Source organism: Telluribacter humicola (assembly GCF_017355935.1).
GTDB lineage: Bacteria > Bacteroidota > Bacteroidia > Cytophagales > Spirosomataceae > Telluribacter > Telluribacter humicola.
The window spans coordinates 459,469-474,835 of record NZ_JAFIQT010000003.1 but is presented as its reverse complement, the minus strand read 5'-3'; the positions used below and the strand labels follow the sequence as shown (position 1 = coordinate 474,835).

The window sequence follows — 15,367 nt, the reverse complement described above, 5'->3', positions numbered from 1 at the left end:
ATTATGACAGAGCCAATCAAAAAGTATGATTTTAAGGAAGGAATGTCCTTTGAGTTTGAGATAGTTTCTATCTCAGACCTCTACAAGCAGAGCCGGCAGCTACTAACGGCTCCACACCGTACCGCTTTTTATCATATTGTCTGGTTTCAGACGGGCAGCCCTACCCACATAGTGGATTTTAATCCTGTACCGGTACAGCCTAACACGCTGCTGTTTCTTAACAAGGATACGGTTCAGCTATTTGACCCTAAAGGCGGCTTTGATGCTAAGGCCATCCTCTTCACCGATAGTTTTTTCTGTAAGTCTGAGGCTGACATCAGGTACCTGCGCAGCAACATCCTGTTCAATGACCTTATGGGGGTAACTTCCATCCAACTTGATGAGGCATCCTCTGTTTTTCCTACTCTCTTTTCCCTTATGGAAATGGAGCTGCGGGCCAGCAAGGAAGTGCACCAGTCGGACATGCTGAAAAATTACCTGCACAACTTCCTGCTACTGGCCGAAAGAGAACGGAGGAAGCAGAATTTCCTGGAAATAAAGAAAGGGCCGGATCTTGACTATACCATTCTGTTCAGGGATTTGGTGGAAGCTCAGTACCGGCAGGTTAAGCAGGTCAGTAGCTATGCTTCCAGCCTGGGCGTATCCGAAAAACGATTAAATCAGGCGACTTCTAAGGTACTGGGCAAGACCCCCAAAACAATCATTGATGATAGGGTAATGTTGGAAGCAAAGCGGCTTCTGTCTCACACCCGCGAAAGTGTCAAGGAGATAGGCTATGAGCTTGGTTTCCATGAGCCTACGAACTTTATTAAGTACTTCCGTAAACACAACGGGAACACGCCGGTTGAATTTAGGGAACAGTTTACATTTTAGCCGCCATCCCAAAAGTATCATACTTAGTCCCATTGTTACCTTTCCCGGCCCCTGGTAAGGTACGAACTTTGTACCCATACTTCGGAGCGGGTACTTATTGGTACATCTAATGAGGTCTCTTACGAAGGATGTAGCAATGGAATAAATAACCTAAAACGTAAAGAGTACATACAATGAAAATAGGAATCACAGGAGCAACGGGGCAGTTAGGAAGCCTTGTCGTTGACAAATTGAAAGACAAAGTATCCGCCGATAGTATTGTTGCACTCGTTCGTTCAACGCAGAAGGCCGCTGACTTGGGCGTAGAAGCCCGCGAAGCTGATTACAACGATCCCGAAACACTTACTAGTGCTTTGAGTGGCATTGATACCCTGCTGCTGATCTCGGGTAGTGAGGTAGGTCAGCGGGCCAGGCAGCACCAGAATGTAATCAGTGCTGCGAAGAAAGCGGGTGTCAAGTGGATCCTGTACACGAGTATCCTCCATGCGGATACCTCCAAAGTGAGCCTTGCGGAAGAACACCGCGCTACGGAAGCAGCGCTTAAGGAAGCGGGTATACCGTACACGCTCCTGCGCAATGGCTGGTACACCGAGAATTACACGGGTTCCATTCCGGGAGCGTTGGCCGGAGGGGCTTTTCTTGGCAGTGCCGGTGAGGGTAAGATATCTGCCGCCGCACGCGCCGATTATGCGGAGGCCGCAGTAGCTGTGTTAACGGGTGAAGGTCACGAGGGCAAGGTGTACGAGCTGGCCGGTGATGAACCTTTTACGCTTAGCGATCTGGCTGCTGAAGTTTCTCTGCAAACCGGGAAGGCCATTCCATACAAGAACTTGTCGCAGGATGAATATGCGGCTGCTCTTGCCAGTTTCGGCTTACCGGAGGGATTAGCGCATGCTATTGCCGGATGGGATGTCGCAGCTTCGCAGGATGCTCTATATGATGAGAGCCGCCAGCTTTCTGCCCTCATTGGTCGTCCTACGACTCCGCTGTCGGATACGGTGGCTGAGGCGCTCAAAGGAGTTCAGAAATAAGATTGGCCGTAGAGGCTAAATAAAAAGCCGCTAGCTGTGAAGGCTAGCGGCTTTTTCTACTATATCTAAAAGCAAACTACAGCTTTACCCGATTTTATCAAATCCACAGTAAGGTACCAGTGCCTGTGGTATACGAATACTACCATCGGCTTGCTGGTTGTTTTCGAGCAGAGCGGCTACAATGCGGGGCAGAGCCAGCGCGGAGCCATTCAGGGTATGCAGCAGTTGAGTTTTGCCTTCTACTTTATAGCGTAGCTTCAGACGGTTGGCCTGGTAATTTTCAAAGTTAGATACTGAGCTACACTCCAGCCAGCGCTCCTGAGCCGCAGACCACACCTCAAAATCAAAGGTAAGCGCAGAGGTAAAGCCCATATCACCCCCGCAAAGGCGCAGGATACGGTAAGGGAGTTCCAGCTTTTCGAGCAGGCCTTTTACGTGGTTTACCATCTCCTCCAGAGCCGCGTAAGATTCCTCGGGCTTCCGAATCTGTACGATCTCTACTTTATCAAACTGGTGCAGACGGTTGAGTCCGCGTACGTGGGCGCCCCAGCTACCGGCTTCGCGGCGGAAACAAGGGGTATGACCGGCGTTCTTGACGGGTAGATCACTCTCCTGCAGGATCACATCGCGATAGATGTTGGTGATAGGTACCTCAGCCGTCGGGATCAGGTACAGGTCGTCAGCGGTAGCGTGGTACATTTGTCCTTCCTTATCAGGGAGCTGTCCTGTTCCGAAGCCGGAGTCAGCGTTGACCAGAATCGGGGGCTGTATTTCGGTATAACCGGCTTTGGCGGCTTCATCCAGGAAGAAAGAGATCATAGCCCGCTGCAGACGAGCCCCTTTGCCCTTATACACCGGAAAACCCGCGCCGGAAATTTTATTCCCTAATTCAAAATCTATAATATCCAGCTTTTTAATCAGCTCCCAGTGCGGCTGGTGCCCTTCGGGAAGTACCGGCTTTTCGCCCTGCTCCAGTACGGTGATGTTGTCGTCGGCGTTGCGGCCTTTGGGTACGCTTTCGTGAGGCAGGTTAGGCAGCTTTACCAGCTCGTCCTGTAGCTCGATTTCAATTTTTTTCAGTTGCTCATCCAGTGCCTTGGAGCGTTCCTTTAAAGTGGCTGTTTCGGCTTTGGCCGCCTCGGCTTCCTCTTTCTTCCCTTGTTTCATCAACCCACCGATCTCCTTGGCTTTGGCGTTGGACTGAGCCAGTATCGTATCCAGCTCCTGCTGGGTCTCCCGGCGCAGACGGTCCAGGTTTATAATAAGATCTACCGCTCCCTCGGCGTTATAAAAGCGCTTTTTGGTAAGTCCGGCAATGGTTAACTCCCTGTTATCACGTATAAAGGTTGTCTGTAGCATATCAAAATAGGTATAAACTAAAAGCCTCGTACGGTAAGTACGAGGCTACAAAAATAGGTATATTTATTACGGTGCCGTAAAAATTCCCTTCATCGCGTCTTCATAGTAGAAGAGGCGCTCGTTGAGGGCGTTCAGGGCTTCGGCTTTGTAGGTGCTGTGGATGAGCAGCGAAAGATTGTGTTCAGAGGCTCCGTAAGAGATCATCCGGATAGGAATATGCTTCAGGGCATCGAGTACCTTCAGCGCTATTCCTTCTTTATCAGCACTAAAATTACCCACGATGCAGATGATAGACTGCTCCAGGTCGTGCTCTTCCAGGTCGGCAAATTCACGCAGTTCGGCGGTAATCTCCGCCAGACGCTCCGGATTATCAATCGTTACCGATACCGACACTTCCGACGTAGTAATCATATCTACCGGGGTCTTGTACTTCTCAAATACTTCGAATACCCGGCGCAGGAAGCCGTAGGCATTCAGCATACGGGTCGAATGAATATAGATCGCCGTAATGTTATCCTTGGCCGCAATAGCCTTGATATCCCGGTCGGTAGACTGGTTAGCGATGAGGGTACCCGGTGCCGCGGGCTCCAGCGTATTTTTAAGACGTACGGGTACACCACGCATCTTGGCGGGGGTGATAGTACTTGGGTGCAGGATCTTGGCGCCGAAATACGCCAGCTCAGCCGCTTCTTCAAAGGTCAGCTCACGGATCGGGAAGGTACGCTTCACGATGCGGGGATCGTTATTGTGCATCCCGTCAATGTCAGTCCAGATCTGGATTTCTTCGGCCCGGATAGCTCCGCCAATCAGGGAGGCGGTATAGTCAGAGCCACCACGCTTCAGGTTATCCACCTGGCCGCGTGGATTGCGGCAGATAAAGCCCTGGGTAATGATCAGCTGCTTGCCGGGGTGCTGCTCCAGCATGGCCGTTAGTTTCTTTTCAATCACTTCCAGTTCGGGCTCACCGTCGGCATCGATGCGCATAAAGTCAAGAGCCGGGAACAGTACCGAGTTTTCACCCTGCTCAGCCAGGTACGCCTGGAACATCTGGGTACTCAGTAGTTCGCCTTCGGCAACCAGTTCCTTTTCCTGTTTAGCGGTAAAAGGACGGATTCCGATCAGGGAGCGGATATAGGAAAATTCATTCTCTACGGTTTTACGTCCTGCCGCCAGGCCCTCTTCGGTCTGGTACAGCTCCTGGATAAAGCTATCATAATGTGCTTTCAGCTCATCTACCTTCCGGGTAGCTTCGGCATCATTGTTCGCTTTGGCTGATTCTCCCATAGAGATCAGGGCATTGGTAGTACCCGACAGTGCCGACAGTACCACGATCTTGCGTGTATCGGTAGACGTAATAAGGTTTCTGATCGAATGCATGCGCTCAGGCTTTCCAACCGAGGTGCCGCCAAATTTCCAGACTTGCATCTTACTTAGTGATTGATTGTAAAAACGGATGATTAAACAGGTACTACGGGTACTATAATTAAGGCATCTTTACTAACTTCTTCCTTTTCCAGAGCCCCCACAGGCCAATGAAAACCCACACTACGTTTACACCGGTTGAAGGGTAAGCCCCTGCATAGGCAGTATTCAGAATCAAGCCTATACTTCCTACGATATTAGCCCACAAGTAAGAGGGGGCATCGGCGCGCAGGCGGCCACTAATGTTTAGAGCGTAGGCACCGACCACCAATACGGACCCTATCCACCCTACTATATCAATCCAAAACTTATCATTCATTGAGCAGCCTGCGCTTTAAGTCCCAGCATTTTGATAGCTGTGATCGCGGCTTCATCTCCTTTGTTACCGTGCTTTCCACCCGCCCGGTCTAGCGCCTGCTCCATGGTATTGGGAGTCAATACACCAAATATTACGGGCTTGTTGTACTTCATCGACAGGTTAGTCAATCCCTGCGCGACGGCGTGGTTGATGTAATCGTTATGCTTGGTCTCGCCCTGAATCACTGCTCCCAGCGCTATGACAGCGTCTACATCGTCACGCTCCGCAAACCACTGCGATCCCAGTGTCAGTTCAAAGCTACCCGGTACGTTTCCGCGCAGTACACGCTCAGCAGTAGCACCATAGTTGATCAGAGTCTGGTAGGCTCCTTCAAAGAGCTTTTCCGTCACTTCGGTATTCCATTCGGCTACGACAATGGCAAACGTACGCTGGCTAATATCGGGTAGAGCTTCGGTACTAAATTCGCTGAGATTTTTATGAGCGGTAGACATAGATAAGTATGATCAGGGATAAATTAGATACTGATTGTGGGATATAAACCTGAAATAACAAAAAAGGATAAAACCGGGTCGGCTTTATCCTTTCATGGGGTAGGTAGTTACGTAACCCATTACTCGCCGACCTGTCCCTCCAGGAGTCCCTTATACTTCTTAGCATTTACAACTTCTGCTGAGAGCGGGAATTCCTCAATAACACGTTTATAGGAAGCAATAGCGTCCTGAGGCTGCTTAGCTTTCTCCTGAGCAGTCGCCAATTTCATTAAATATACAGGGGTAAAGAACTGATTAGCTTCGTAATCAGCCGCCTTTTTGTAGTTGCTGATCGCTTCAGCAGGCTGCCCCTTTTCCATATAAGCATCTCCAATCAGTGCTTTGGCACGAGCCTCCACCAGCAGATCCGATGAGCTAAAGTCATTCAGACGCTCAATGGCCTCATCGTACTTACCTTGTTTCAACAGAGCAACACCAGCATAGAAGCTGGCCAGCTTACCGGCATCAGTGCTACCGTAGCTATCCGCAATACTCAATAAACCTTCGTTTCCGCCGCTGCCATTCAGGGCCTGCTGCAATGAATCACTTTCAAAGTCGTATACAACGCCGGAAAGTGCACGCTGAGCTTCCTCTTCCTGACCGTCTATATAAAAACGGTACCCGGCAAACGCCACAAGCGCTAAAAGTATAGCGCCACCAACACCCAACAACACGTTTTGGTTTTTGCGGAAGAAGCCTTCGGCCTTGCTAATTTGACCGGCCAGAGCTTCGGGGTTTTCGATTATCTCCAACCCGGGACCCGCAGTATTTTTCTTGCTCATACAAATGGTTGAAATTTGGAGTGCAAAGTTATGAAAACTTCTTTAACACAAACAAGTTGCACTATAATTCTTTGCTCTTTAACGAAACAAAACCCTAAATATCTTGTTAGCGTTCCTTTATATTAAAAAAGAATATCATAGTAAATAAAAAAGCCCATCGGAGCCAGCAGGCAACGACAGGCTTCTTCTTATAGGAAGCAACTAGCTTATTCTAAAATCAAGGGATAATCCTGCTGTACGTATACATCAGTATAAGCTTCCTGGGCATCAGGGTATTTAGACTCTTCGGCAAACTGTACCGACTCAGCCACGATTTCCTTGATACGGGCGTCGATGGCATCCAGGTCCTCCTGAGTAGCTAGGTTGTTTTCCAGAATAGTAGCCTTAACCTGCTCGATAGGGTCACGCTGCTTGTACTCTTCTACTTCTTCTTTGGTACGGTACTTCTGTGGATCCGACATGGAGTGACCACGGTAGCGGTAGGTACGGAACTCAAGGTAGGTAGGTCCTTCTCCCTTACGGGCACGATCAGCGGCACGTGATACAGCATCGTGAATGGCTTCTACATTCATACCGTCAACGGGCTCCGAAGGCATATCGTAAGCTTCGCCAAGAGTATAAAGGTCGGTTACGTTAGAGGTACGGCTTACCGAGGTACCCATTGCGTATCCGTTGTTTTCTACTACAAAGATTACCGGAAGCTTCCAGGTCATAGCCATGTTGAAGGCTTCGTGGAATGCGCCCTGACGTACGGCTCCGTCTCCGAAGAAACAGATACATACATTTCCGGTTTTGTTGTACTTCTCGGCAAAGGCGATACCGGCTCCCAGTGGGATCTGAGCTCCTACGATACCGTGGCCACCCATGAAGTTGCGCTCTTTGTCAAAAATGTGCATCGAGCCACCTTTTCCTTTGGTAGTACCGGTTTCTTTTCCGTACAGCTCAGCCATGATAGCCTTGGGATCAGTACCCAGCGCCAATGGCATACCGTGGTCGCGGTAAGCAGTTATATACTTATCATCAGGGGTAAGAGCCGTAGCAGTACCCGCCGAACAGGCCTCCTGTCCAATATACAGGTGACAGAAACCGCGGATTTTCTGCTGGCCATACAGCTGACCGGCTTTTTCTTCAAATCGACGTTGCAGAAGCATATTCTCGTACCAGAACATATAACGTTCTTTAGAGTGCTGCAACTTTGGGGCTGATTCTTTCTTTTTCTCCTTAACGGTAGCCATGTATTGGTTCTCGTTTATAAAGACAGAACTTTGTCTGTCCGTTGTTGGTTTGAATAAAGTCCTGTTTTTCCGGAAGTACTTTTCCGTGCAATTGTCAAAGACCTGCGAAATTAAGCATAAAGTCCCTAACAAAGAAGTTCATGTGGCTCGAAAAACTCCACCTTACCTATTTTAAAAGTTATGAGGAGGGAAGTTTTACGTTTGGAGAGCGCGTAAATTGCCTTGTAGGAGAGAACGGAAGCGGTAAAACCAATCTGCTGGACGCTATTTATTTTTTGGCCCTGACCAAAAGTGCTTTTCAAAGCCAGGATGCTCTTACCATCCGGCATGAAGCCGATTTCTTTGTTCTGGACGGTATCTTCCGGAAAGCGGGCAAAGGTACCCAGATCACCTGCAGCCTGCAGCGCGGCCAGCGTAAGGTGCTGATGTCCGACAAAAAATCGTACGATCGGTTGAGTGATCATATAGGACAGTACCCGGTGGTACTCATTGCGCCTGATGATACGGACCTGGTACGTGGGATCAGCGAAGAGCGGCGGCGTTTCTTTGACGGAGTGCTGGCTCAGCTTCACCCATCGTACCTCGACGACTACCTGCAGTACAACAAACTACTCACCCAGCGCAATAGCCTGCTCAAACTTTTTGCCGAGCGTAACTACCTTGATGAGGACATGCTCGAAACCTACAACGAGCCGCTCATTGGGCTGGCGCAACGTATCTACGAACATCGTCGTGCCTTCATGGACAAGTACCTGCCCCTGTTCCGTAAGTACTACGCCTACCTGAGCAGCGAGCGGGAGCGCGTCGAGATTATCTACGAAAGCGAAGTAGCCGTAGAAGATTTCGGGGCGGAGTTTCGTCGGCACCGCTCACGCGACCTGCACGCGCAGCGTACACTTAAAGGGGTACATAAAGATGATTATATATTCGAGATAGACGGAGTGGCCTTAAAAAAGTTCGGCTCGCAGGGGCAGCAGAAGTCCTTTGTAATAGCGCTGAAGCTAGCGCAGTACGAACTTCTGGCTGACGAAAAAGAAACCAAGCCAATGCTCCTGCTCGATGATATATTTGACAAGCTCGACGACCGCCGCATCCACAAGCTAATCGAACTCATTGATGACGGTTTCCTGGGGCAGGTATTTATCACCGATGCCCGTCCCGAGCGCTCCCACCGCATTCTGGATCACGTCCAGGCAGATGTCCGCTTCTTTGAAATCGGGAAGTAGGAGGGAGTAATTACCGTGGCAGTGAGTAGTTGCTCCTCCTGCTAATGATGCTGCATCCTCTGTTCCTCCTTTTTAATTCTATTCCTACTTATACCTACGCTCTTTGCAGCTTTTGCAATAAAAGTCTTTATTCTCTCTACCTCGTGCAACCTTACGACCTATTCTCCCATCTTTCGTACAGTTTCAGCTCCTGATCCCTTTCAATTAACATTTTTTAAGACCGTCTTACGAAAAATTTCGTAGATACCTCTTGCAAGTACGAAAAATTTCGTATACGTTTGTTACGAAGATTTTCGTAGATGTAAAAACTGATAAAACCATGAGTCTAAAACCAACAGATTCGGAACTCGAAATTCTGCACTACCTGTGGAAAGAGGGACCAGGTACCGTACGACAGGTACACGAGTACCTGGCCGCTACCAAAGAGGCCGGCTATACGACTACCCTGAAGCTCATGCAGATCATGCACGAGAAGGGCCTTCTCCAACGCTCGGAGGAAGGACGCTCACATATCTATACAGCAGGTGTCAGTGAGGAAGAAACCCAGCAGACACTCCTGGATCGCTTTGTTGAAACTACTTTCCGCGGCTCGGCAGCCCGGCTGGTCATGCAGGCCCTGGGCAACCACAAGGCATCGCAGGAAGAGCTGGATGAAATACGGAAACTACTGAACGACATTGAAAACAATCGTTAGCCATGAAAGACCTATTAACTCTAATTCCGGAATCCCTCGTGAGCGCAGTTGGCTGGATGCTTCTGCACGCGCTCTGGCAGGGCGCTCTGTTGGCACTGGTAACTGCTTTGGGTTTCTACCTGCTTCGTAACCGACCGGCGCAGGTACGCTACGGCTTGGGCATCGGCCTGCTTAGTGCTCAGGTAGTAGGCTCACTGGCTACCTTTATTTATTATCTTCAGGATATGAAGGCGCCCGCTACCGTAGCTGGCTCGACAGCCATCACTACTACCAGGGCCGCTTCGGCGCTGTTGTGGCGGCCGGTAGAGTTGTCTCTTGCCAGTCAGGCTCGCCTGTGGGTCAATACCCACCTTACCGAGCTGGTGGTGTGCTGGCTGATTGGTGCAGGACTATTAATGTTGCGCTTTATAGGTAGCTGGCTGTACGTTGAGTACCTGCGGAGCGGCGCCGTGCCGGTGGCTGATCGGGAGTGGCGAAACCGCTTTAGCATCCTGACAGCCCGCCTGAATATTACACAGTCGATAGAGCTGTGCGAGAGCGCCCGTATCACCACGCCGATGGTAGTAGGAGCGCTGAGTCCGGTGGTACTGTTGCCCATAGGGTTGCTGACCGGATTTTCTCCGGCACAGGTAGAGGCCATCCTGGCGCACGAGTTGGCGCACATCCGTCGGCACGACTACCTTGTCAACTTGCTGCAGTCTTTTGTAGAGGTCGTATTCTTCTTTCACCCGGGGCTGTGGTGGTTGTCTAATAAGGTACGTACCGAGCGCGAGCATTGCTGCGACGATGTAGCCATCACCGTTTCCGGTGACAGGATGTCACTGGCTCATGCGCTGGTTCGGGTGTCGGAGTGGCAGTCTAGTCCGGCGCTGGCCGTACCATTTGCATCTCAGAAGCCGGTACTCCTGCAGCGGGTGCGCCGGGTATTGGGCCTGGCTCCAAAGCCGGTACGGATGTGGGCAGGCCTGCCGGTACTACTGGTAGTTGCCGGAGTACTGATAGGTGTATCCGTATATGCCGTGGAGCGGAAGCAGGATAAAAAGACGGTGAAGACCACTACCGCCAAAGTCAAAGATATTCCTTACCTGCCAGTCGCCTACGCGGATACCACCATAGAAGTGGAAGAAGCAGAGATTGATATGGAGGAAATGGAAGATATGGAGTTAGACATTGATATAGACACCGAGGATATCAACATCGACATGCCTGAACTGGCCTATGACTTCAAATTTGATTTTAACCACGACTGGCAATTTAAGATGAACGATACGCTGCAGGAGAAGCTGGAAGCATTCCATAAAAAAATGGAAGTAATGCAGCAGCAGATGGAGCCCCTGCACCGCCGTATGGAAGACCTGCACCTGACCATGGAGAAGTTCCGCTTTGAGCAGGAGCGCTTCGGACGGGAGTGGGAAAAGATAGAGTGGAAGAAAGATAAGCTGATGGAGGCCCGCGAAGAGTTGATACAGAAGCGCTCGGCCTTACTACATCCAAATCAGAAAGCTGGAGCGGCCAAACTAAGCGAAGCCGAAGTAGATAAGCAACTGGCCGAAATAGAGCAGAAGATAAAGGCTCAGGAACAGGAAGTAAACCAACTTAACGCGCAGATTGCCGAAGGCAGAAAGCAGGCCGAAACCGCTGGCGAGCCCTTTCGCAAAACCCAGCAGGAGATAGAAGAGATCAGCCGCCAGATGGAAACGATAAGTCGCAAAATGGAACTGGAAGCGCGGGGAATGGAGAAGTACTTGCCTACTCCACCGCCTCCACCGCCAGCTCCTAACCCGGCCCGGGCCCCTAAGAAAGCGGGAGCCGCAGTAAAAGGAGTTCCGCCTACTCCGGTGGTAGCTCCGGCCCGACCTGCGGCGGCACCGAATCCGCCCACTCCACCGGCTAAGAAAAAGTAGTGAAAATGAAAAGCCCTGACAAGTACTACCTGTCAGGGCTTTATATATGATATAGCGAGTACTAGTTACTCCACTTCAATGACCACATCATCACTCATAGGATGGGTGACGCAGGTGAGGATGAAGCCCGCTTTCAGCTCAGCTTCCGACAGGGCATCTTCTTCGTCCAAATGTACCTTGCCTGATACACAGCGTCCCATGCAGGCGGTACACATACCTGCCTGACAGGAATAGGGCAGGTCAATGTCCAGGTCCAGGGCAGCCTCCAGTACCGTTTGGTGGGGCTCTACCTTAAACTTGTACTCGCTGCCTTCGTACAGTACCGTTATTTCGCGTGTTTTCATACTTCCGTCGTTTTCTTCCAGCGTTACCTCTCCGTGCGCCTTGGCGGTAGTGGCCGTCAGGAAGCTTTCTTTATGTACCTTTTCTTTAGGGACTCCCAGCACATCCAGCGCCCGCTTGGCTTCCTCCATCATGTCCTCCGGTCCGCAGAGGTAGTAGTCGGTAGCGGCGGGATCGGTAGCGGGCCACTTCTCCATCAGTTTAAGAATATGCGATTTATTCAGGCGGCCTGTTTCACCGGTCCAGCTTTCGTGCGGCTGCGTAAGCGTATGTACCACCTGAAACCGCTCTCCGTATTTGTTGACGAGTGCGGCTATCTTTTCCTTAAAAATAATGCTGTTCTCGGTGCGGTTGCCGTACAGTAGGCGTACCGTACTCTCCGGCTCCACGATCAGTACCGACTTGGCGATGGAGACAAGGGGCGTAACACCACTACCGGCTCCGATCAGTACCACGGTGCGGCCCTGGTCAGCGTCCAACTCGGGTGTGAAGTTGCCCATCGGCTCCATAACCTCTATCACATCGCCTTCCTTCACCGAGTCGATCAGGTAGTTGGAGGCAAAGCCGCCGGGGACCCGCTTCACCGTGATTGCCAGCGACACATCGGTATAGGGGGAGCTGGACATGGAGTAGGAGCGGCGTACTTTGTTACCTTCGTGAGTCAGCAGCAGCGTCAGAAACTGACCGGGCTTATACTTCACCACTTCGTTGAGTGGATGCCAGAAGTGGATGGTAACGGCATCGGAGGTTTCGCGTTCCACTTCTTTAACTTTCAGATAGTAATATTTGCTCATTATACGGTTGACATTTATAAATATGCAGGGCTCAGGAGGGAAGCCACCACTCGTAGTACTGCATTAGTACTCCACAGCGAGTACAAAATAACTTATGGTTTTTCGATTTATCCTATTTTCCCTGGTCTTCCCTGTACAACTCACGGAAGCGGCATCAGGTTCAGAGAGTATCTGGTAAAATAGCAATCGGTTTGCTTTTATATTATTAGGTACAAGTCCACTATATAATGCAAAAGCCCCGCGGTGGGTACCGGCGGGGCTTTTACGAATATAAGAAGGATTACTTCAGCGTAGCAACGGCATCTTTGATGCGTTGTACCGCTTCGGTCAGCGCTTCATCCGCAGCAGCGGTTGAGATACGTATACAGTTAGGTGCTCCGAATCCTGAACCAGCTACCGTTGAAACGTAGGCGGTATTGAGGAGCCAGTTTGAGAAATCGTCTGAATCATTTATTTGGGTTGTTCCGTCGGACTTTCCAAAGTAGTGGCTTACGTCAGGGAAAGCGTAGAAAGCGCCCTGAGGTACATTCACTTTGAAACCGGGAATCTCTTTCAGTAGGCCAACCACCAAGTCACGACGACGCGCGTACGCCTTGGTCATTTCCTTAGTAGCATCCAGTGGTCCGTTAAAAGCAGCTACGGCGGCTTTCTGGGCGATAGAGTTGGTACCTGAGGTTACCTGTCCCTGCAGTTTCTCGATACCGTCGGCGATCCACTTGGCAGCACCGATAAATCCGATACGCCAGCCGGTCATGGCGAAGCCTTTGGCTACTCCGTTCACGGTGATCACACGGTCTTTCAGAGCCGGAATAGAACCCATGCTGAAGTGACCTTCTTCGGTGAAGTTGATGTATTCGTAAATTTCGTCGGCTACTACGAAGATATTATCGTGCTTCTCAAGTACCGCCGCGATAGAGCGAAGCTCCGCCTCGGAGTACACAGAACCCGTAGGATTGTTAGGCGAAGCATACATTACCACCTTGGTACGAGGCGTAATAGCCGCTTCGAGTTGCTCAGCCGTTACTTTAAAATCATTTTCGAACGCTCCTTCCAATATTACTGACTTTCCTTCGGCCAGTTTTACCATTTCGGAATAGCTTACCCAGTAAGGGGCGAAAATAATTACCTCTTCACCGGGGTTGACAAGTACCTGAATGGCGTTAGCCAATGAGTGCTTGGCACCCGTTGATACCACGATATTCTCAGGTTTCCAGTCAATATTGTTGTCGCGTTTCAATTTATCAGCAATCGCCTTGCGGAGATCAGGGTATCCTGCTACGGGCGAATAGCCGTGGAATCCATCGTCAATGGCTTTCTTGGCGGCTTCGCAAATGTGGGCGGGAGTCTTGAAGTCAGGCTCTCCCACGCTCAGACTAATTACTTTGTGGCCTTGGGCAGCCAACTCACGGGCCATTTTGGTCATCGCCAGGGTCGAAGATTCTTCGAGGGCGTTGATGCGGTCGGCCAGCAACCGCGCTTGCTCTGCTACTGCGGACATTGCATTAAAAAATTAAAGTAATTGAAACGGTTTCAACAAATTGCCCGCAAAGTTAGGAGTTTTTTATTGGAGTACTGTCTATAACAAAAAGAAGTTTTTTATGTAAAATGGCAAAGTGCCCATTCAGACTCGCCGAAGGGTAGATTGACGCACAATCAGCTCGCCCTTTACCTGATGGGTAGCGGGTACGAAGCTTTCTGGCGCCATGATCTGGTTAAGGAACAGGAGTGCCGCCTGGCGCCCGATCTGGAACGGATGCTGATGGATGGTAGTGAGGCCCGGCTCTATGACAGCGGCCAGCCTGTCTTCACCAAAGCCCGCTATGGCTATCTCCTCCGGGATACGTACACCCCGCTGCTTCAGGTCCAGCATCATATCAATAGCATTGCCGTAGTGGACGCAGAAAATCCCGTCGGGTGGGGCAGGGCTTTGCAGCCACTCCCGCAGGGTATAGAGTGCCTCGTCGGGTTTGAAATGGCTGTGTACTACCCGTACCCCATCCGCTGCTATACCCTGATCCGCCAGGGTACTCAGGAAGCCTTCCAGCCGTCTTTTGCTGATCAAAAGGTCTGGTGGACCGGCAAAGACGGCTAATTGCCGACAGCCCTGCTGATGCAGGTGTCCGGCGATAGCGGCGCCCCCACCGAAATCATCCTGCACTACCTTGGACGTATCTATATTATCACAAATCCGGTCGAAGTGGACGATGGGCAGCCCCTTGCGGTGCGGCAGCCGGATGTGGTCAAACAAGGTAGTTTCGGTGGAGTGGCAGATTAGCAAACCATCCACCCGGCTGGCTACCAGCGCCTGTACGTTAGCCACCTCCATCTGGTGCGATTCGTTGGACTGGCACACCATGACCCGGTAGCCCGACGCCGACGCTACCTGCTGAATGCCGCTAACCACCGAGGCGAAGAAGGGCCTCTCGATATCAGGAATGATCACTCCAATGGTATGGGTTTCGCTGTTGCTAAGGCTCTGGGCCAGCAGGTTGGGCTGGTAGTCCAGCTCCTGCGCCACGCGTAGTATCTCCGCCCGGGTCCGCTCGTTGATGCCGTAGCGGTTGAGTAGGGCTCGCGACACCGTTGAAGGCGAGATACCCAGCTGCCGGGCAATGTCCATAATGGTAGCCTGTCGCTTGACTGGTTTGGCGGGAGTCGGTTCGGCCACTACAAAATGGTAGCTACAGTGCCGGCAGTAGAACCGCTGCTTTCCCCGGACAAAGCCCGCCCTCTTGATGGCATCTACTTGGCCGCACTTTACACATTCTATCATGTACTGGATCTATAAATTGTATTTTTCAGATAGTACTCTCTGCCAATAGTCATAGAGGTAATCAATCTGCTACCTCTTCCCTC

At 50.8% G+C, this 15,367-nt stretch carries 14 protein-coding genes; 5 read left to right on the top strand and 9 right to left on the bottom strand.

Annotated features, from left to right (window positions below):
* Positions 1–3 precede the first annotated feature (3 nt).
* Together JUB14_RS17315 and JUB14_RS17310 are read left to right on the top strand one after the other, a co-directional pair.
* Positions 4–873 carry a helix-turn-helix domain-containing protein gene (locus JUB14_RS17315; protein ID WP_207507743.1) on the top strand — a complete coding sequence of 290 codons (870 nt, stop codon included), beginning with the start codon at positions 4–6 and terminating at the stop codon, positions 871–873.
* A gap of 173 nt (positions 874–1,046) precedes the next feature.
* Positions 1,047–1,904, top strand: coding sequence for an SDR family oxidoreductase (locus JUB14_RS17310; RefSeq protein WP_207507742.1), 858 nt, complete (start codon positions 1,047–1,049; stop codon positions 1,902–1,904).
* A gap of 84 nt (positions 1,905–1,988) precedes the next feature.
* Here the strand turns inward: JUB14_RS17310 and serS are convergent, their stop codons facing one another.
* The 6 genes from serS to pdhA all read right to left on the bottom strand — a co-directional run bounded on the left by serS (position 1,989) and on the right by pdhA (position 7,551).
* Positions 1,989–3,263 (bottom strand): serine--tRNA ligase, encoded by a 1,275-nt coding sequence (gene serS / locus JUB14_RS17305; RefSeq protein WP_207507740.1) that lies wholly within the window; start codon positions 3,261–3,263, stop codon positions 1,989–1,991.
* Positions 3,264–3,329: 66 nt separating this feature from the next.
* Positions 3,330–4,688, bottom strand: a complete 1,359-nt coding sequence (locus tag JUB14_RS17300) for an aspartate kinase (protein WP_207507738.1) — start codon at positions 4,686–4,688, stop codon at positions 3,330–3,332.
* 58 nt (positions 4,689–4,746) lie between these two features.
* Complete coding sequence (locus JUB14_RS17295) at positions 4,747–5,004, bottom strand: CBU_0592 family membrane protein (RefSeq protein WP_207507736.1); 258 nt, start codon at positions 5,002–5,004, stop codon at positions 4,747–4,749.
* Entirely contained in the window at positions 5,001–5,495 is a 495-nt protein-coding gene (gene ribH, locus JUB14_RS17290; protein WP_207507735.1) for a 6,7-dimethyl-8-ribityllumazine synthase, read from the bottom strand. The genes JUB14_RS17295 and ribH overlap by 4 nt, the downstream gene beginning before the upstream one ends.
* 119 nt (positions 5,496–5,614) lie before the next feature.
* Complete coding sequence (locus JUB14_RS17285; protein WP_207507732.1) at positions 5,615–6,316, bottom strand: tetratricopeptide repeat protein; 702 nt, start codon at positions 6,314–6,316, stop codon at positions 5,615–5,617.
* A gap of 206 nt (positions 6,317–6,522) precedes the next feature.
* Positions 6,523–7,551 (bottom strand): pyruvate dehydrogenase (acetyl-transferring) E1 component subunit alpha, encoded by a 1,029-nt coding sequence (pdhA, locus tag JUB14_RS17280; protein WP_207507730.1) that lies wholly within the window; start codon positions 7,549–7,551, stop codon positions 6,523–6,525.
* Positions 7,552–7,691: 140 nt separating this feature from the next.
* Between pdhA and recF the strand changes: the two genes are divergently transcribed.
* The 3 genes from recF to JUB14_RS17265 all read left to right on the top strand — a co-directional run bounded on the left by recF (position 7,692) and on the right by JUB14_RS17265 (position 11,375).
* A complete protein-coding gene (gene recF, locus JUB14_RS17275) occupies positions 7,692–8,777 on the top strand; it encodes a DNA replication/repair protein RecF (protein ID WP_207507727.1) in 1,086 nt (361 codons plus the stop codon).
* 319 nt (positions 8,778–9,096) lie between these two features.
* Positions 9,097–9,471 (top strand): BlaI/MecI/CopY family transcriptional regulator, encoded by a 375-nt coding sequence (locus JUB14_RS17270; RefSeq protein WP_207507725.1) that lies wholly within the window; start codon positions 9,097–9,099, stop codon positions 9,469–9,471.
* Positions 9,472–9,473: 2 nt separating this feature from the next.
* On the top strand, positions 9,474–11,375 hold the full coding sequence (locus JUB14_RS17265) for a M56 family metallopeptidase (protein WP_207507722.1): 1,902 nt from the start codon (positions 9,474–9,476) through the stop codon (positions 11,373–11,375).
* Positions 11,376–11,440: 65 nt separating this feature from the next.
* Here the strand turns inward: JUB14_RS17265 and JUB14_RS17260 are convergent, their stop codons facing one another.
* The 3 genes from JUB14_RS17260 to JUB14_RS17250 all read right to left on the bottom strand — a co-directional run bounded on the left by JUB14_RS17260 (position 11,441) and on the right by JUB14_RS17250 (position 15,284).
* Positions 11,441–12,511, bottom strand: a complete 1,071-nt coding sequence (locus tag JUB14_RS17260) for a ferredoxin--NADP reductase (protein ID WP_207507711.1) — start codon at positions 12,509–12,511, stop codon at positions 11,441–11,443.
* Positions 12,512–12,791: 280 nt separating this feature from the next.
* The gene (locus tag JUB14_RS17255; RefSeq protein ID WP_207507709.1) at positions 12,792–14,009 is read right to left on the bottom strand and encodes a pyridoxal phosphate-dependent aminotransferase; all 1,218 of its coding nucleotides are present in this window, start codon (positions 14,007–14,009) and stop codon (positions 12,792–12,794) included.
* A gap of 123 nt (positions 14,010–14,132) precedes the next feature.
* Positions 14,133–15,284: a LacI family DNA-binding transcriptional regulator gene (locus tag JUB14_RS17250; RefSeq protein WP_207507708.1), complete on the bottom strand. Its 1,152-nt coding sequence runs from the start codon at positions 15,282–15,284 to the stop codon at positions 14,133–14,135.
* Between the last annotated feature and the right edge of the window lie 83 nt (positions 15,285–15,367).

Coding starts and splice junctions, on each gene's coding strand:
- ribH (WP_207507735.1), bottom strand. CDS start 5,495: ATGTCTACCGCTCATAAAAATCTCAGCGAATTTAGTACCGAAGCTCTA.
- JUB14_RS17310 (WP_207507742.1), top strand. CDS start 1,047: ATGAAAATAGGAATCACAGGAGCAACGGGGCAGTTAGGAAGCCTTGTC.
- recF (WP_207507727.1), top strand. CDS start 7,692: ATGTGGCTCGAAAAACTCCACCTTACCTATTTTAAAAGTTATGAGGAG.
- JUB14_RS17260 (WP_207507711.1), bottom strand. CDS start 12,511: ATGAGCAAATATTACTATCTGAAAGTTAAAGAAGTGGAACGCGAAACC.
- JUB14_RS17300 (WP_207507738.1), bottom strand. CDS start 4,688: ATGCAAGTCTGGAAATTTGGCGGCACCTCGGTTGGAAAGCCTGAGCGC.
- JUB14_RS17270 (WP_207507725.1), top strand. CDS start 9,097: ATGAGTCTAAAACCAACAGATTCGGAACTCGAAATTCTGCACTACCTG.
- JUB14_RS17285 (WP_207507732.1), bottom strand. CDS start 6,316: ATGAGCAAGAAAAATACTGCGGGTCCCGGGTTGGAGATAATCGAAAAC.
- serS (WP_207507740.1), bottom strand. CDS start 3,263: ATGCTACAGACAACCTTTATACGTGATAACAGGGAGTTAACCATTGCC.
- JUB14_RS17295 (WP_207507736.1), bottom strand. CDS start 5,004: ATGAATGATAAGTTTTGGATTGATATAGTAGGGTGGATAGGGTCCGTA.
- JUB14_RS17250 (WP_207507708.1), bottom strand. CDS start 15,284: ATGATAGAATGTGTAAAGTGCGGCCAAGTAGATGCCATCAAGAGGGCG.
- JUB14_RS17255 (WP_207507709.1), bottom strand. CDS start 14,009: ATGTCCGCAGTAGCAGAGCAAGCGCGGTTGCTGGCCGACCGCATCAAC.
- JUB14_RS17265 (WP_207507722.1), top strand. CDS start 9,474: ATGAAAGACCTATTAACTCTAATTCCGGAATCCCTCGTGAGCGCAGTT.
- JUB14_RS17315 (WP_207507743.1), top strand. CDS start 4: ATGACAGAGCCAATCAAAAAGTATGATTTTAAGGAAGGAATGTCCTTT.
- pdhA (WP_207507730.1), bottom strand. CDS start 7,551: ATGGCTACCGTTAAGGAGAAAAAGAAAGAATCAGCCCCAAAGTTGCAG.